15 protein-coding genes are annotated in these 16253 nt (G+C 71.6%); 7 read left to right on the plus strand and 8 right to left on the minus strand.

Annotated elements, in window-relative coordinates; translation table 11 throughout:
• Positions 1-8: 8 nt before the first annotated feature.
• Positions 9-1133 (minus strand): ABC transporter substrate-binding protein, encoded by a 1125-nt coding sequence (locus ACS3YM_RS13165; RefSeq protein ID WP_439936882.1) that lies wholly within the window; start codon positions 1131-1133, stop codon positions 9-11.
• 182 nt (positions 1134-1315) lie between these two features.
• Between ACS3YM_RS13165 and ACS3YM_RS13170 the strand changes: the two genes are divergently transcribed.
• A complete protein-coding gene (locus tag ACS3YM_RS13170; protein WP_439936883.1) occupies positions 1316-3010 on the plus strand; it encodes a fumarate hydratase in 1695 nt (564 codons plus the stop codon).
• 53 nt (positions 3011-3063) lie between these two features.
• Here the strand turns inward: ACS3YM_RS13170 and ACS3YM_RS13175 are convergent, their stop codons facing one another.
• A complete protein-coding gene (locus tag ACS3YM_RS13175) occupies positions 3064-3927 on the minus strand; it encodes a hypothetical protein (protein WP_439936884.1) in 864 nt (287 codons plus the stop codon).
• Positions 3928-4176: 249 nt separating this feature from the next.
• The gene (locus tag ACS3YM_RS13180; protein ID WP_439936885.1) at positions 4177-5022 is read right to left on the minus strand and encodes a MerR family transcriptional regulator; all 846 of its coding nucleotides are present in this window, start codon (positions 5020-5022) and stop codon (positions 4177-4179) included.
• A 145-nt stretch (positions 5023-5167) separates the two neighbouring features.
• On the opposite strand from ACS3YM_RS13180, the gene ACS3YM_RS13185 reads away from it, so the two are divergent.
• Together ACS3YM_RS13185 and ACS3YM_RS13190 are read left to right on the plus strand one after the other, a co-directional pair.
• The gene (locus tag ACS3YM_RS13185; protein WP_439936886.1) at positions 5168-5845 is read left to right on the plus strand and encodes a spermidine synthase; all 678 of its coding nucleotides are present in this window, start codon (positions 5168-5170) and stop codon (positions 5843-5845) included.
• 51 nt (positions 5846-5896) lie between these two features.
• Positions 5897-6319, plus strand: a complete 423-nt coding sequence (locus tag ACS3YM_RS13190) for a hypothetical protein (protein ID WP_439936887.1) — start codon at positions 5897-5899, stop codon at positions 6317-6319.
• A 3-nt stretch (positions 6320-6322) separates the two neighbouring features.
• On the opposite strand, the gene ACS3YM_RS13195 is transcribed toward ACS3YM_RS13190, so the two are convergent.
• Positions 6323-8215, minus strand: a complete 1893-nt coding sequence (locus ACS3YM_RS13195) for a penicillin-binding transpeptidase domain-containing protein (RefSeq protein WP_439936888.1) — start codon at positions 8213-8215, stop codon at positions 6323-6325.
• Here ACS3YM_RS13195 and ACS3YM_RS13200 point away from each other — a divergent pair.
• Both ACS3YM_RS13200 and ACS3YM_RS13205 read left to right on the plus strand, forming a co-directional pair.
• A complete protein-coding gene (locus tag ACS3YM_RS13200) occupies positions 8214-9641 on the plus strand; it encodes a class II fumarate hydratase (protein ID WP_439936889.1) in 1428 nt (475 codons plus the stop codon). The two genes, ACS3YM_RS13195 and ACS3YM_RS13200, sit on opposite strands and share 2 nt — an antisense overlap.
• Before the next feature lie 42 nt (positions 9642-9683).
• Complete coding sequence (locus tag ACS3YM_RS13205; protein WP_439936890.1) at positions 9684-10274, plus strand: hypothetical protein; 591 nt, start codon at positions 9684-9686, stop codon at positions 10272-10274.
• Positions 10275-10541: 267 nt separating this feature from the next.
• Here the strand turns inward: ACS3YM_RS13205 and ACS3YM_RS13210 are convergent, their stop codons facing one another.
• The 3 genes from ACS3YM_RS13210 to ACS3YM_RS13220 form a co-directional block, all read right to left on the minus strand.
• Positions 10542-11213, minus strand: coding sequence for a hypothetical protein (locus ACS3YM_RS13210; RefSeq protein ID WP_439936891.1), 672 nt, complete (start codon positions 11211-11213; stop codon positions 10542-10544).
• 396 nt (positions 11214-11609) lie between these two features.
• Positions 11610-12953, minus strand: coding sequence for a PhoH family protein (locus ACS3YM_RS13215; RefSeq protein ID WP_439939889.1), 1344 nt, complete (start codon positions 12951-12953; stop codon positions 11610-11612).
• A 230-nt stretch (positions 12954-13183) separates the two neighbouring features.
• Complete coding sequence (locus ACS3YM_RS13220; protein ID WP_439936892.1) at positions 13184-13963, minus strand: isoprenyl transferase; 780 nt, start codon at positions 13961-13963, stop codon at positions 13184-13186.
• A gap of 95 nt (positions 13964-14058) precedes the next feature.
• Here ACS3YM_RS13220 and trhA point away from each other — a divergent pair, with 95 nt between their 5' ends.
• Together trhA and ACS3YM_RS13230 are read left to right on the plus strand one after the other, a co-directional pair.
• A complete protein-coding gene (trhA, locus tag ACS3YM_RS13225; RefSeq protein WP_439936893.1) occupies positions 14059-14793 on the plus strand; it encodes a PAQR family membrane homeostasis protein TrhA in 735 nt (244 codons plus the stop codon).
• A 97-nt stretch (positions 14794-14890) separates the two neighbouring features.
• Positions 14891-15259 carry a hypothetical protein gene (locus tag ACS3YM_RS13230; RefSeq protein WP_439936894.1) on the plus strand — a complete coding sequence of 123 codons (369 nt, stop codon included), beginning with the start codon at positions 14891-14893 and terminating at the stop codon, positions 15257-15259.
• Here ACS3YM_RS13230 and ACS3YM_RS13235 read toward each other — a convergent pair.
• The gene (locus tag ACS3YM_RS13235; RefSeq protein ID WP_439936895.1) at positions 15246-16181 is read right to left on the minus strand and encodes a DUF1353 domain-containing protein; all 936 of its coding nucleotides are present in this window, start codon (positions 16179-16181) and stop codon (positions 15246-15248) included. The two genes, ACS3YM_RS13230 and ACS3YM_RS13235, sit on opposite strands and share 14 nt — an antisense overlap.
• Positions 16182-16253: the final 72 nt, after the last annotated feature.

The following is a 16253-nucleotide window of genomic DNA, read 5'->3' on the forward strand; positions in this document are numbered from 1 at the left end:
TGTCGTGCTCAGCGGATGGCCTTGGACCAGTTCTTGGCGAGGTACTCGCCCGCGGCCACCGTCTGCTCGTCGGTCGGGATCACCGGCTCGCCGGTGACCTCGGGCAGGGCGCCCCACAGGTCGGCGTCGATCGTGCCGGCCTCGGCCATCGCGTCACCGCGGACCGGACGGGCACCGCCCTTGAGCCACAGGTTCTGGCCCTCGTCGCTGTAGAGGAACTCCTGCCAGAGGCGGGCGGCGGCGGGGTGCGGTGCGTCGGCGTTGATGGCCTGGAAGTAGTAGCCGGCGACGACCGCCTCCTCCGGCACCACCGTCTTCCACGTGTCGACGTTGGCCGCTGCGGCCGCGCCGAGGTAGTCCCAGTCGATGACGACGGGCGTCGTGCCCTGCTCGATGGTGCTCGAGTCGGGGTCGACGGTGAGGAAGTTGCCGGCCTTCTTGAGCTGGGCGAAGAACTCCACGCCCGGGGCGATGTCGTCGGCCGAGCCACCGTTGGCGATGGCCGCCATCATCACGCCGCTGAAGGCTGCGCCGGCCTGGGTGGGGTCGCCGTTGAGCGCGACCTTGCCCTTGAACTCGGGCCTGAGGAGGTCCTTCACGGAGGTCACGTCGGGGACGACCGAGGAGTCGTAGCCGATCGACATGTAGCCGCCGTAGTCGTTGACCCAGGCGCCCTCAGGGTCCTTGAACTCCTCGGGGATGTCGTCCCAGGTCTCGACCTGGTAGGGCGCGAACATGTCGGTGTTGGCGAGCGCGACGGACTGGCCGAGGTCGAACACGTCCGGCGCGCGGTCGGTGCCCTTGAGGTCGTTGGCCGCGTTGATCTCGTCCTGCGAGGCGGCGTCGGGCTGGTCGGAGTTGACCGTGATGTCGTACTTGTCCTCGAAGGCCGAGATGACCTCGCCGTAGTTGGCCCAGTCCGGGGGCAGGGCGATGACGTTGAGCTCGCCCTCGTCCTCGGCCGCCTTGACCAGCTCCTCGAGGCCGCCGAAGTCCTCCGCGGACGTCGCGCTCGCGGCGTCGACACCGCTCTCGGTCGTGGTGTCGGTCTCCTTCTCGGGCGCTGCGCACGCGGCCGCCGAGAAGAGGGTGGCCACTGCGGCAAGGGAAACGAGTGTCGTGCGGGTCTTCACTGGACCTCCAGGAGTGCTCTGCCGAGAACGGTGGTGGGGTGTGCCGCGCGGAGACTGGTAGGCCCCGTTGAGTCGGAGGCTACTCCCGCGTGGCCGTCTTGTGTCCGAACGATGAATCCCCCGGGTCGCGGGCGCGAGACCGGCACCGGCGGGCGAGCCGACCCGGCGTAGCATCGGCAGCCGTGACCGCTGCTGAGTTCCGCTACTCCGACCTGCTCCCCACCGCCGGCTCCAACGGAGCCGAGAAGACCCCCTACCGGCTGATCACGACCGAGGGCGTGTCGACCGTCGACGTCGAGGGGCGCACCTTCCTCAAGGTCGAGCCCGAGGCGATCCGCCGGCTCACGGAGGAGGCGATGCACGACATCAGCCACTACCTCCGTCCCGGCCACCTCGCCCAGCTGCGCAAGATCATCGACGACCCCGAGGCGTCGGGCAACGACCGCTTCGTCGCGCTCGACCTGCTCAAGAACGTCAACATCTCCGCGGGCGGCGTGCTGCCGATGTGCCAGGACACCGGCACCGCGATCGTGATGGGCAAGAAGGCCGAGGGCGTCCTCACCGGGGCCGACGACGGCGAGGCGATCAGCCGCGGGGTGTACGACGCCTACACCCGGCTCAACCTGCGCTACTCCCAGCTCGCGCCGCTGACGACGTTCGAGGAGAAGAACACCGGCACCAACCTGCCGGCGCAGATCGAGCTCTACTCGACCCCGGCCAAGGACGTCCCGGAGTACAAGTTCCTCTTCATGGCCAAGGGCGGCGGCTCGGCCAACAAGTCGTTCCTCTTCCAGGAGACCAAGGCCGTGCTCAACCCGACGCGGCTGATGGAGTTCCTCGACGAGAAGATCCGCTCCCTCGGCACCGCCGCGTGCCCGCCGTACCACCTCGCCGTCGTCATAGGCGGCACGAGTGCGGAGTTCGCGCTGAAGACGGCGAAGTACGCCTCCGCGCACTACCTCGACGACCTGCCGACCGAGGGCTCGATGAGCGCCCACGGCATCCGCGACGTCGAGCTCGAGGAGAAGGTCTTCAAGCTCACCCAGTCCTTCGGCATCGGCGCGCAGTTCGGCGGGAAGTACTTCTGCCACGACGTCCGCGTCGTCCGGCTGCCCCGCCACGGCGCCTCGTGCCCCGTCGCGATCGCGGTGTCGTGCTCGGCCGACCGCCAGGCGCTCGGCAAGATCACCCCCGAGGGCGTCTTCCTCGAGCAGCTCGAGACCGACCCGGCCCACTACATGCCCGACGCCGGCATGGCCCACGACATCGAGGGCGGGGAGGTGGTGCCGATCGACCTCAACCAGCCGATGGCCGACATCCTCGCCGAGCTGTCGAAGCACCCGGTCAAGACGCGGCTCTCCCTGACCGGCCCGCTCGTCGTGGCCCGCGACATCGCGCACGCGAAGATCAAGGAGCGTCTCGACGCCGGCGAGGAGATGCCCGACTACCTGAGGAACCACCCGGTCTACTACGCCGGCCCGGCCAAGACCCCCACCGGGATGGCGGCGGGGTCGTTCGGCCCGACCACGGCCGGCCGCATGGACTCCTACGTCGAGCAGTTCCAGGCAGCCGGCGGCTCGATGGTGATGCTCGCCAAGGGCAACCGGTCCAAGCAGGTCACCGACGCCTGCGGCACCCACGGCGGCTTCTACCTCGGCTCCATCGGCGGCCCGGCCGCCCGCCTCGCGCAGGACTGCATCAAGTCCGTCTCGGTGCTGGAGTACGAGGAGCTCGGCATGGAGGCGGTCTGGAAGATCGAGGTCGAGGACTTCCCCGCCTTCATCGTCGTCGACGACAAGGGCAACGACTTCTTCACCGATCCCTCCGGTGCGGTGACGGTGCCCATCTCGGGCATCCGCGTCCGCTCCGCGCAGTAGCCAGTCCGGGACGTCATACGGACAGAGCATCCGCAAGATCTGTCCGTATGACGTCACGCGGCCCGCTGCCAGCCGCCCGCGACCAGGGCCTCCTCGATCTGCTCGAAGAAGGCATCCGGCTGGAGCCGGAGACCCAGGAGGGGAAGCCGGAGGACTCGGTCGTTCGCGATGACGAGCGAGTTCTGGCGCAGCGCGTCGCCGATGACGTTGGTCGCCCACGTGTGATGGATCCCGTCGACCTCGACCACGAGCGCGAAGTCCTCCCAGTAGAGGTCGAGGTAGTAGCGGTTCGCCTTGTCGCGCCGAAGGACCTGCCGCGTGGGCGGCGGCAGACCGCGGTTGCGGAGCTCGCGCACGACGTCCAGCTCGCCGAGTGAGCGCGCCCCGTCGAGCAGGTCGAGCACCGTGTCGTGGACCAGGCGGCGACGACGGTCGCGCTTGATGCGTAGCGCCTGCGCTCCCAGCAGCTCCGCCGTCGTCAGGCCCTGCTGGACGACGAGCGTCAGCGCGTAGACCGCCTGTCGGTCCGAGACCGCCCAGAGCGCAGCGCGTACGGCGGCCACGGCCGGTCGTGTCCGCGGGATGCCCGACGGGGCCAGGTCCTCGGCGGTCCACCGCCGCGTCTGACGGATGTCGTACATCCCCGAGCGACGCACACGCGCACCACGGGGTACCGAGACCCGGTGCCGGTCGACGTCGAACCGTTCGAGGCCTCCCGCGATCAGGGCGGACGCGCCGTCGAGGCAGGCGCGGGGTCCTCCCTGGAAGACGGCCGCCCACTGGTGGCCCGCGTCGGACATCTCGCTGTTGTGGAGGCACACGGACTGGTCCCCCACCAGCTGCCACCGGTGGGCACGCACCTGTCCCCGGATCTCCCAGCGGGTGATGCCGAGTCCGTAGAGCTGGGGTCGGGACATGACGCCGCCCTGCTTCGCGGCCTCGCGGCGAGCCTGCACGAGTCTCGGATCGTCGAAAGGTGTGCTCCTCGGCATCCGGCGACCCTGCCTCCGGTCGCCCGACGACAGCACCCGCACGTCGGCGTACCTGTGGAGAACCCGCTCGAGGTGCGGCCTGTGGACAACCGCGGTCGCACGCCAGCCCTCGGACGTCATACGGAGGGGGTGAGCGGATGCCCTCTCCGTATGACGTCCGGGGCAGGTGCCACGTCAGACGAGCTGGTCGGCGAGCGCGGCGGCGGCGGCGCCGGCGCGGTGGCCGAGGTGCTCCGGGCCGTCGACCTCGGCCTGGTGCGCGCCCCCGAGGAGGACGGCGGTGAGCGGCATCAGGGCCTCGGCGGCCTCGCGGACGGCGGGCAGGTCCTCGATCGTGGGGGCGGCGAGGACGACCGCGGCCGGGTCGATCAGCCGGACCGTGCTCATCCATGCCTCGAGCGGGAGGTCACCGCCGAGGTAGGTGACGGCCACCCCGCGCGAGCGCAGGACCAGGGCGAAGGCGAGCACGCCGAGCTCGTGGTGCGCCCCGCGGGCCAGCCCCACGACCACGCGCGGTCCGTCGTACGCCGTGGGCAGCGACTGGAACGTGTGCGCGAGCCGGCGGTGGACCGCCGCCGTCACGAAGTGCTCACCGGCGACCGTGAGCTCGCCTCGCTGCCAGCCCTTGCCGAGCCGCACCAGCGAGGGCAGCAGCCACTCGTCGACGGCGGCCACCAGGTCGTCCGAGAAGGCCTCGGCCAGCACCTTCTCGAGCCGCGGCAGGTCGAAGTCCGCGGCGCACCGGGCGAGCTCGTCGACCCGGGAGTCGGTGGACGGCAGCTCCGGGCGAGGGATGTCGGCCTCGGCCGATGCCGCGTCGTGCACCACGTGCCGTGCCGCCTCGTGCGCCGACCACCCGTTGTCGACGAGGCTGCGCATCACGCTGAGCCGGCGCACGGCCTCGTCGTCGTAGAGCCGGTAGTTGCCCGGCGACCGCTGGGGGGCGACCACGCCGTAGCGCTGCTCCCACTTGCGCAACGTCCCGCTCGGGACGCCGGTCAGCTCAGCGGCTCGACTCACGGTGTACACATGCTCACCGTAGATCGCGAGACCGGCTGCAGGCAGGTCTTTCGGGGTAGTTACCCACGGATCGACCTTGGACAAGGGCTGGACGAACCGGGTGCCCCCGCGGACGCCCGCAGGACCCTTGTGCAGGATGGACGCCGTGGAGAGCGTGGAGATCGCCCGAGCCGAGACCGAGCGCGGCGACGTGGTGCTGCGGCGTCGTACGTCGGAGACGGCACCGGACGTGCTCGAGCTGCGCGTCAACGGCGTCTTCGTGATGGACACCCTGGAGACGACCAGCGAGATCGAGCTGGCCTCGCAGGCCCTCGACCTCGTCGACGAGCCCGGTGCGGTGCTGGTCGGCGGGCTGGGCCTCGGCTACACGCTGCAGCGCGTGCTGGCGGACGTACGCGTCGAGCGCGCCGTGGTCGTCGAGATCGAGGAGCCGCTCGTCGAGTGGATGCGCAACGGCACCGTCCCGCACGGCCCGGCGCTCCTGGCGGACGCCCGCGCGACGGTGGTCAACGCCGACATCGCGATGGCCATCGCCGAGGCCCGCTCGACCTACGACCTCGTCCTGCTCGACGTCGACAACGGCCCGGGCTACCTGGTGCACGAGAGCAACGAAGCGGTCTACGAGGAGCAGTTCCTGCGCCGCTGCCACGACGTCCTCAGCCCGGGCGGCGTGCTGGTGATCTGGTCGGCCAACCCCGCCCCGGAGCTGCTCGCGTCGATGCGCGAGGTGTTCGGCGCCGCCGAGGAGCAGGCCCACGACGTGCTGCTCCAGGACCGCCCGGAGTCCTACTACCTCTATCTCGCGAGGCGCCCGCGGCCCTAGGGTGCCGGCAGGGCGCCGCATCGGGCGGCACCCCGACACAGGGGGAAACACATGCACAAGATCCTGCCCACCGTGCTGACGACCGTCGCACTGCTCGTCCCCGTCTCGCTCACGGCTCCCGCGGCCGCCGCCGCTCCCGCCGAGGCAGGCACCACCGTGACCGGGACCTGGAAGGGGGCGGTCTACGGCGACAACGGCGCCTCGGCCGGCTACCGCGCCAAGGTTCGCATCGTGAAGCGCAACGGCGCGCTGCGCGGCAGGATCGCCTACGGCGGCTGCTACGGCGTGTGGCGCTTCAAGGGCCGCAGCGGCGGCACCTACCGCTTCACCGAGGTCATCACCCGCGACACCACCGGCGGACGCTGCGTCAAGCGCGTCGCCGTGAAGGTGCGCCGTGACGGTGCCAAGCTCCGGGTCGTGTGGCGCGAGCCCACCTCGGGCGACACCGCGACCATGCTGGCCCGCAAGGCCTGAGGCTCACCGCAGGAACGCCTCCAGCAGGGGGCCCGCGGTCTGCGAGCCCGACACGCCGGTCTCCACGAAGACGGCGACCGCCAGGTCGCCGCGGGTGGCGATCATCCAGGTGTGGGTCGGCAGGTTGCCGGACGCGTCGGGCTCGCCGTACTCGGCGGTGCCGGTCTTGGCACCGACCTCGCCGGGTACGTCGAGCAGGAACCGCCCCGACCCGGTGGTCACCACGGCCCGCATCAGGCCGAGGAGCGTGCCCGACTCCTGCGCGGTCAGCGGCACGTCGGGCGGCGTCTGCGTGACCTGGTGCTCGGGCAGCAGCACGGGCAGCACGGTCCGGCCGGCCGCGACGGACGCGGCCACGGTGGCCATGGCGAAGGGGCTGGCGAGCACGGTGCCCTGGCCGATCATGTCGGCCGCGGCACCGGTCTCGGTCTCCGCCGGCGGCACCTGCCCGAAGTAGACCGGGAAGCCGAGGTCGTGGTCGGTGCCCAGCCCGAGCGCCCGCGCCGCCGCCGCGAGGTCACCGGGGGCCAGTCGGCCGGTGCTGTCGATGAGGGCGGTGTTGCACGACTGCGCGATCGCCTGGATGAAGGTGATGTCCCCCAAGGAGCTCGGGGGGTAGTCGTCGTAGTTCTTGAACGTGCGGCCGTCCACGACGGTCGTGGCCGGGCAGGGGACGACATCGTCGACCCTCAGGCCGCTGCGCAGCAGCGCCAGCGCGGTGACCACCTTGAAGGTCGACCCCGGCGCGTAGCGCCCGGTCGACGCGAGGTCGGCCCCCGCCGCACCCGCCCCGTTGGCACTCGCCAGGATCGCACCGTCCGAGGGCCGGATCGCGACGAGGGCGCTCGCGGGCCCGGCGTCGCCCAGGGAGGACAACGCCAGCTCGGCCTTCTCCTGGAGCACCGGGTCGAGGGTGGTGACCAGGTCGGCACCGTCGGTCGGCGCGACCTCGGCGAGGGTGCGCAGCCGGTCGTCGGCGCCCCGCGCGACGACGGACGTGCCCGGGCTGCCCCGCAGCTGGTCGTCGTAGCGCGCCTGGAGGCCGGAGAGACCCACCTCGTCACCCGCGACGATGCGGCCGTTGGACGCCTCGACGACCTCGGCGGTGGCGGGGCCGACCCGACCGAGCAGGGCGGCGGCGAACTCACGCGTCGGCGCCAGCGGCAGCGTGTCGCTCACCGCGAGCGCGCCGGGGACCTCCCGGAAGGAGGGCAGCACGTCGAGGGCGTCGTCCTCGCGCAGCACGACCGCCTCGACGAAGGCCGCCGGACCCATCGCCTCCGCGCGCTCGACGTACGCCGCCGCGTCGACGTCGAGGATGCGCGCGATGCGTCGCGCGCTGCGCGCCACCTGGGGTCCTTCGACCTTGGTCTTGTCGAGCCCGTAGCGCAGCACCGGGCGCTCGGTGACCAGGACGGCTCCGCCGGCGCCGGTGATGTCGCCGCGCTGCGGCGCGAGGGTGCGCAGGCCGAGGATGTCGCCCTCGGCGAGCCCGGGCGCCAGCGCGTCGGGGCTCCAGTCGACCTGCCACCCGGACTCGTCGGACGTCAGCGCGACGGTGGACTCGTACTCCCACGGCGTGGTGGCGGTCAGGTCCCAGCTCCACGCGAGCGTCGCGGTCGCGGCCGCGTCGGGCGCGTCGGGGTCCTCGGGCTCGTCGACGCCGGACACCTCGACCGCGACCGGCACCTCGTCGAGCGGCGCGACCAGCTCGACGAACGCGGCCCGGTCGGCCTCGTCGGTCAGGGGCACGTCGCCCAGCGAGTGCCCGGACAGGGCCGCCGCGAGGTCGTCGGCGGTGGCGGAGGCCGGCTCGCTGTCCTCGCCGCCGAGCACGGAGCAGGCGGAGCCGACCCCCATGAGCACGACGGCGATCCCGAGACGCAGTGATCGCATGGCCCCATCGTGCCGGGGGTACGGTCGCGGGGTGAGCGAGACACGCACCGAGCACGACTCCATGGGCGAGGTCGAGGTGCCGCGCGAGGCACTCTGGCGGGCGCAGACCCAACGCGCGATCGAGAACTTCCCGATCAGCGGCCTGACCCTGCAGCCGCGCCACGTCCAGGCGCTGGCACACGTCAAGGCCGCCGCAGCGACCGCCAACGCCGCCCTCGGCGTGGTGTCCCACGAGCAGGCGCAGGCGATCGTGGCGGCCGCCGACGCGATCGTCGCGGGCGAGCACGACGGCGAGTTCCCGATCGACGTCTTCCAGACCGGGTCCGGCACCAGCTCCAACATGAACGCCAACGAGGTGATCGCGACCCTCGCGGCCCGCGCCGGGGTCGAGGTGCACCCCAACGACCACGTCAACGCCTCGCAGAGCAGCAACGACACCTTCCCCACCAGCATCCACGTCGCCGCGACGCTCGCCGTGGTGGACGACCTCGTCCCCGCACTGGACCGCCTCGCGACGGCGTTCGAGGCCAAGGCCGCCGAGTTCGCCGACACCGTCAAGGCCGGGCGCACCCACCTCATGGACGCGACCCCGGTGACGCTCGGCCAGGAGATGGGGGCGTACGCCGCCACGCTCCGGCTCGGCGTCGAGCGGCTCGAGTCGGTGCTCCCCCGGGTCCGCGAGCTGCCCCTGGGCGGCACCGCCGTCGGGACCGGGATCAACACGCCGGCCGCGTTCGCCACGCGCGCCATCGCCGCCCTGTCCGAGCGGACGGGCCAGGAGTTCACCGAGGCGCGCGACCACTTCGAGGCGCAGGGCACGCGCGACTCGCTCGTCGAGCTCTCCGGGGTGCTGCGCACGATCGCCGTCGGGCTGACCAAGACCTGCAACGACCTGCGCTGGATGTCGTCCGGGCCGACCACCGGCCTCGCCGAGATCCACCTGCCCGACCTGCAGCCGGGCTCGAGCATCATGCCGGGCAAGGTCAACCCGGTGCTGCCCGAGGCGACCCTCATGGTGTGCGCGCGGGTGGTCGGCAACGACGCGACGATCGCGTGGGCCGGCGCGTCCGGCAGCTTCGAGCTCAACGTGATGATGCCCGTGATGGCGCAGGCGCTGCTCGAGTCGATCCACGTCCTGTCCACCTCGACGGTGCTGCTCGCCGAGCGGTGCGTCGACGGCATCACCGCCGACGCCGAGCGGATGCGGCGCTATGCCGAGTCCTCCCCCTCGGTCGTCACGCCGCTCAACGCGCACATCGGCTACGAGCAGGCGGCCAAGGTCGCCAAGCAGGCGCTGGCGGAGGGCGCCACGATCCGCGAGACGGTGCTCGCGATGGGCTTCGTCGAGCGCGGCGAGCTGACCGAGGAGCAGCTCGACGCGGCCCTCGACGTCGACTCGATGACGGGTCGCAGGAGCCCGGCGTGATCCGGTAGCACCTCGTCCGGTGGTCGTCGTACGGTCGAGGACATGACCGGGACGGCGTACGAGATCAAGGCCCTCACCCCCGAGACGTGGTCGGCGTTCGCGGGTCTCAACGAGCGCATGGGCGGTCTCTTCGGTGGCTGCTGGTGCGTCGCCTTCCACGCCGAGCGGGAGGACCACGTGCCCGGGCCCGAGGGCAACAGGGCGTTCAAGCAGAAGATGGTCGAGGAAGGCATCGCCCATGCCGCACTCGTCATGGACGGCGACGAGGCGGTCGCGTGGGCGGAGTACGGCACGCCGCAGGAGCTGCCCGACATCCACCACCGCAAGGAATACGACGCGACCAACCAGCGCCACGTCGACTACCGCATCACGTGCATCCGCGTGGACAAGGCACGTCGTCGGGAGGGCCTGGCGGAGGTGGCCCTGCGCGGGGCGCTCGAGCTGATCGCCGCGGCCGGTGGCGGCACCGTCGAGGGCTATCCGCACGACCTGACCGACGTCACCAAGAAGACGTCGTCGTCGTGGCTCTACAACGGCACCCGCAGCATGTACGAGCGCGTCGGCTTCACCTACGACCGGCCCAAGGGCATGAAGAACTGCGTGATGGTGCTCGAGGTCCCCGCGAGCCGGTGACTCATACCCCGCGACCTACCCGCTCCCGCTGACCGGGAAGCACAAGGCGCGACCCACCCGTCCCCCCAGGACGAGCGAGCCGCGCCTCTCGACCCCCCTGGTCGACCAGTGCGAGCCCGAGGGCTCATGGACGCACCATGGCCCGCTCCGGAGCGGCCCGCGGCGGAATCAGGCTGGACTAGGACGACCGGTTAGACCACTGGTCCCTCGATCGTCAAGATTGCCTGGAGATCATCGTGAGGAACGCGCAATGCCAGGACTTCTCGCTCAGTACCAGCCATGCCCGGACTTGAAGCTCCAGGCGCTGCACGGCGTGCCGTAGGCGTCCTGGATGTACTCCAGCCCCCACCGGATCTGCGACTCGGCGGAAGTCATGTAGTCCGCGGGGAGGTCGTGCAGCTCGGTGAGCGCCTGCGGGATGCCGTAGGCCGACGAGGTCGGGTTGTCCGCGTCGATGCGCCACCCGGACTCGCTCATGTAGAGCGAGTCGAGGCAGGAGAACTGGTCGGCGGAGAAGCCGTAGGCCGGCAGCAGCGCGCGGGCGATGTCTCGCGGGTCACCCTCGGAGAGCTTCTCGGACTTCGTGACGGCGGAGCCGGCCGACATCGACAGGGCGGTCGCCTTGGCTGCGTCCGTACGACGCGCGGAGCGGGAGGTGACGGTGCGCCGGGCTCGCTGCTCGAGCGCCGCGGCGCTCGGGGTGGCGGCGTCCTGCGGCGAGCTCTCGGGCGAGGCCTGCGTGGTCGTGGCCACGTCGGCAGCGGCGGGGGTGAGGGCGGAGTCGTCGGACAGCAGGCCGCCGGCGACGCTCACGCCGGTCACGGCAGCGGCCAGTCCGGTCATGGCCACGCCGGTGCGCAGGGCCCGACGGCGCACGCCCACGGCCTTGTGCTTGCCGGGGGCGCGGTGCGTGGGGACGTAACGGGGTGACTTGGGCACAGAGGAGTCTCACGGTTGGACGACAGGGGGCGTGCGGCTCGAGAGGCACCACGGTCGAGCGCTCCAGGAGGCGGTCGGGACGCGGTTCTCGGGGGTGTCCCTGGCCTGACCTCCCGGGGGGAAGGTCACGAAACGATCACGGACCACCATGCACGAGGCCTCGGGAGCGTGCAAACCGATCCCCCCAAGTGACTATGTCCCTTGCGTCACGCGCGTACCTGAGAACGCGCAGGCCCCACCAGTCCCACTTCGCGGAAGGTCGCCTCCGCCACACCCCTCGCTTCGGTTTCCCCGCCTATGCGGGGAAGTTCGAACATCTTGGGGTTTGCAAGGGTCCGGACGTTGGGGTTTCCCCGCCTATGCGGGGAAACCCCAAAGCAGTAGACCGAGGACGTCTCAGAGGGTGACGTCCTCCAGCATCTCGGTCACCAGGGCGGCGATGGGCGAGCGCTCGGAGCGGGTCAGGGTCACGTGCGCGAAGAGCGGGTGGCCCTTGAGCTTCTCGACCACGGCGACGATCCCGTCGTGGCGACCGACACGCAGGTTGTCGCGCTGCGCCACGTCGTGGGTGAGCACCACCTTGGAGTTGGCCCCGATGCGCGAGAGCACGGTCAGCAGCACGTTGCGCTCCAGGGACTGCGCCTCGTCGACGATCACGAACGCGTCGTGCAGGGAGCGGCCGCGGATGTGGGTCAGCGGCAGCACCTCGAGCATGCCGCGGTCCATCACCTCGTCGATGACGTCCTTGCCGGTCAGCGCACCCAGCGTGTCGAAGACCGCCTGGGCCCAGGGTGACATCTTCTCGTTCTCCGAGCCGGGCAGGTAGCCGAGCTCCTGGCCGCCCACGGCGAACAGCGGCCGGAAGACGACGACCTTCTTGTGCTGGCGGCGCTCCAGCACCGCCTCGAGGCCCGCGCACAGCGCCATCGCCGACTTGCCGGTGCCGGCGCGACCGCCGAGGGAGACGATCCCGACCTCGGGGTCGAGCAGCATCTCCAGCGCCACCCGCTGCTCGGCGGAGCGGCCGTGGATCCCGAAGGCGTCGCGGTCGCCGCGCACGAGGTGGACCCGCTTGTCCGCACCGACGCGGCCGAGCGCCGTGCCGCGCTCGGAGAGCAGGACGAGCCCGTTGTGGCAGGGCAGGTCGCGGGCGGGGGCGAGGTCGATGACCCCGTCCTCGTAGAGCTCGTCGAGGTCGGTGGCCGGCACCTCCAGCTCGGTCATGCCGGTGTAGCCGGAGTCGCTGATCGCCTCGGCGCGGTACTCCTGGGCATCGAGGCCGACGGCCGAGGCCTTGATGCGCAGCGGCAGGTCCTTGGAGACCAGGGTCACCCGGTGGCCGTCGTTGGCGAGGTTGCGGGCCACGGCGAGGATCCGGGTGTCGTTGTCGCCGAGCCGGAAGCCCGACGGCAGCGATGCAGCATCGGTGTGGTTGAGCTCCACGCGGAGCGTGCCACCCTCCGTGCCGATGCCGACCGGCTCGTCGAGGCGCCCGTGCACGACCCGCAGGTCGTCGAGGGAACGCAGCGCCGAACGGGCGAAGAAGCCGAGCTCGGGGTGGTGCCGCTTGCCCTCGAGCTCGGTGATCACCACCACGGGCAGCACGACCTCGTGCTCGGCGAAGCGCGTGACAGCGCCGGGATCGGCGAGCAGGACGCTGGTGTCCAGGACGTAGGTCCGGCGGCCCTGGTCTGGAGATGCGCTGGGAGATGCGGCGGAGCTGGGCGATGCGGAGCTCACGGGTGAGGACTTGCTGGCCACGACTAACCCCTTGCTGCGGGTCGGCGCGCGCACTCCTCGCCCGGCCCGATGTCATTCAACGGACCGGAGAGCTCCCATCTGAGTGCCCAAGGCTTGCCTCCCGGTTCAGCAGGCTTCCCCACCTGCCGATACGGGCGAAAGTACGCCCGCGACGTCGTCGATCCGGGTCGACACGCCCGAACGCGAGGTGACGGCGAGGTGACGGTTGGTCAGCCGCCGAAGCGGCGCTCGCGGGCGGCGTACGCCCGGATCGCGCGGAGGAAGTCGACCCGGCGGAAGTCGGGCCAGAGCGCCTCGCAGAAGTAGAACTCCGAGTTGGCCGACTGCCACAGCAGGAAGCCGCCGAGGCGCTGCTCGCCCGAGGTGCGGATCACGAGGTCGGGGTCGGGCTGGCCCTTGGTGTAGAGGTGCTCGGCGATGTGCTCGACGTCGATCAGGTCGGCGAGCTCCTCCAGCGAGGTGCCGCGGGTCGCGTGGTCGGAGAGCAGCGCGCGTACGGCGTCGGCGATCTCCCGGCGGCCGCCGTAGCCGACCGCGACGTTGACCAGGATCCCGTCGATGTCGCGGGTCGCCTCCTCCGCGGCCTTGAGCCGCTCGGCGGTCTCGGGGGGCAGCAGGTCGAGGGCACCCACCGGGTGGATGCGCCAGCGGCCGGCCTCGGCGAGGGACTGGACGGCTCCCTCGATGATCGAGAGCAGGCCGGTGAGCTGCTCGGGCGGCCGGTTGGTCAGGTTGTCGCTCGAGAGCAGCCAGAGCGTGACGACCTCGACGCCCACCTCCTCGCACCACCCGAGGAGGGGACGGATGTTGTCGGCGCCCGCCTGGTAGCCCTCGGCCGTGTTGAGACCGACCGCCTTGGCCCAGCGCCGGTTGCCGTCGAGCATGACCCCGACGTGCTTCGGGATCTGGTCGTGCGGCAGGGCCTTCACCATGCGGGACTCGTAGGCCGGGTAGAGCACCCGTCGCACCGCGTCCGTCACCTTGGCCATCAGGCGATGGTAACGCCGTGTGACCGATCCCTCCGCGTCGGTCGTGTGCGTGGCTTGCCCCGGGTTGGGTACTTTCTAGTCATGGAGACCAGCTCATGACGCCTCGCGACCGGGTCGAGCACGCCGTCGATCGCGTGGAGCGCGCCGGCGAGCTCATGGCCGACAAGCTGGCCGAGGTGAAGCCCAAGCTGCGCGGCTGGCTGCACGCCGGCACCGCGCCGCTGGCCCTGGCGGCGGGCATCGTCCTCGTCGCCCTGTCGCCGACGGCCTCCGCCCGGATCGGCTCGGCGGCCTTCGCGCTGTCCGCGCTCCTCGTCTTCACCGTCTCGGCCATCTACCACCGGGGCACGTGGTCGCCGCGCACGTGGGCGTTCCTGCGCCGCTTCGACCACGCCAACATCTTCGTGCTCATCGCCGGCACCTACACGCCCTACGCCCTGCTCTTCCTGGAGGGCTCGGCCCGTACGACGCTGCTGGTGCTGGTCTGGGGCGCCGCCCTCGCCGGCGTCGTCTTCCGCGTGTTCTGGATCGACGCGCCGCGCTGGCTCTACACCCCGATGTACCTCGCCCTCGGCTGGGCGGCGATCTTCTTCGTCCCGCAGTTCATGGAGGGTGCCGACCGCTTCAGCAGCGGCGTCGCCGTCGCGACGCTGGTGCTGGTCGCGGTCGGCGGCATCCTCTACACCCTCGGTGGCGTGGTCTACGGCCTCAAGCGCCCCGACCCCTCGCCCCGCTGGTTCGGGTTCCACGAGGTGTTCCACTCCTTCACGGTGCTGGCGTTCGCCGCCCACTACGTCGGCGTCTCGCTGGCGACGTACTCGCTGCGCTGAGCTCCGCGGACCGCGGTGAGCCTGCTCACGTCGGGAAACCTTCGTGGACGCCCGTACGTCGTAGTGGGGAAGCCCTGTCCCCCACCCCGATCGCGTGATGCCTGACTCCGACGACCGCCAGCCCCTCCTCGACCTCAGCCTCCCCCAGCTGGTCGCCGGCGCCACCGCCGCCGCGACCTCCGCCATCCTCGTCAGCCGCATGGACCTCCTCGGCACCGTGCTCGGCGCCGCCTGCGCCAGCGTGGTGTCGGCCGTCGTGACCGCCGGCCTCATCGGGGGATGGCACCGGGTACGCACCGTGCCCAGCCGGTTCCCGCGCAACGTCAACGGCATGGTGGTGACGGCGCTCGCCCTCGGCCTGGTGGTGCTCGCCTTCCAGGCCGGGATCGACCTGGCGACCGCGGGCCTGCCGCCCGACGCCTTCGCCGCGAAGTGGCTCGCGGAGGTCGGCGTCAGCCGAAGCTGACCAGCGCGAACACCACCAGGGCGGCGGCGACGACCAGTCCGGCCAGCATCCACGCGGCGCCGGGCGAGCGACGGGCCAGCCGCTCGAGCGCCATGTAGGTCGCACCGATCGCGGCCAGCCCGACGGTGACGTGCAGCAGCACCGCGAGCATGACTCCCGCGATGGCGCCGGCCATCCGCAGCCGGCCCCAGAGCAGGCTCAGCGCGAGCGGCAGCACGATCGCGCCGGACAGCCCACCGGCCACCTCCGCCCACCAGGGCCGGTCGCCCATCCAGGGCACGTCGACCGCGCCGAGCCACGAGCGGTCGAACAGGTCGCTGGTGGAGGAGTAGCCGAGGTAGAGGATCGCCACGATCGTGGCCCCCGCCGCGAACCGGTAGGACCAGTGCCGGGCCCGCGACCAGGGCACATCGCGACCCACGAAGATCGTCGCGACCGTGACGGCCGTCCACACGATCCAGCGGCGGATGACGCCGGTGCCGGTGTCGGCCATCGCGTCGCGGAAGGTGCGGTCGGCGGCCACCCGGTCGACGACGTGGCCGTCGGTGGACACGTAGGACGACGGGTCGTGCGAGCCGCCCACGAGCGCGTCGTGGAGCAGCGCGGCCGGCAGGTGCGCGCCGGTCTTGGGGACCAGCCAGGTGAAGAGGGCCGGGACCGAGGTCAGGTCGGTGCGGAACCCGGTGTCGGCCGGCACCAGCAGCTCCCCGAGGTGGCGGTCGAGGTAGGCCAGGCGGCGCTCGAGGGCGAAGGTCTCGACGCCCTCCTCGGCGTGGCGCTCCAGCACGATCCGCGGGTCGGCGCCGGGGTCCGGCGGCTCACCCGGACGTCCGTCGTGCGGCAAGGTGCCGCCGTCGTAGAACCGGCGTACCTGCTGCACCACCTGTCCACCCATCACACCACCACGCTCCCGAGACCTCACTCCCCCAGTGTGGCGCCGCGCACCGACATCCGGGCGCACCACGTCCGCGGTAGTCCGCATCAAACGACTTGT

This window comes from Nocardioides sp. N13(2025) (assembly GCF_051912545.1).
Classification (GTDB): domain Bacteria; phylum Actinomycetota; class Actinomycetes; order Propionibacteriales; family Nocardioidaceae; genus Nocardioides.

Coding starts and splice junctions, on each gene's coding strand:
- ACS3YM_RS13175 (WP_439936884.1), bottom strand. CDS start 3,927: ATGTCCCGACCCCAGCTCTACGGACTCGGCATCACCCGCTGGGAGATC.
- ACS3YM_RS13190 (WP_439936887.1), top strand. CDS start 5,897: ATGCACAAGATCCTGCCCACCGTGCTGACGACCGTCGCACTGCTCGTC.
- ACS3YM_RS13200 (WP_439936889.1), top strand. CDS start 8,214: ATGGCCCCATCGTGCCGGGGGTACGGTCGCGGGGTGAGCGAGACACGC.
- ACS3YM_RS13195 (WP_439936888.1), bottom strand. CDS start 8,215: ATGCGATCACTGCGTCTCGGGATCGCCGTCGTGCTCATGGGGGTCGGC.
- ACS3YM_RS13205 (WP_439936890.1), top strand. CDS start 9,684: ATGACCGGGACGGCGTACGAGATCAAGGCCCTCACCCCCGAGACGTGG.
- ACS3YM_RS13220 (WP_439936892.1), bottom strand. CDS start 13,963: ATGGCCAAGGTGACGGACGCGGTGCGACGGGTGCTCTACCCGGCCTAC.
- trhA (WP_439936893.1), top strand. CDS start 14,059: ATGACGCCTCGCGACCGGGTCGAGCACGCCGTCGATCGCGTGGAGCGC.
- ACS3YM_RS13230 (WP_439936894.1), top strand. CDS start 14,891: ATGCCTGACTCCGACGACCGCCAGCCCCTCCTCGACCTCAGCCTCCCC.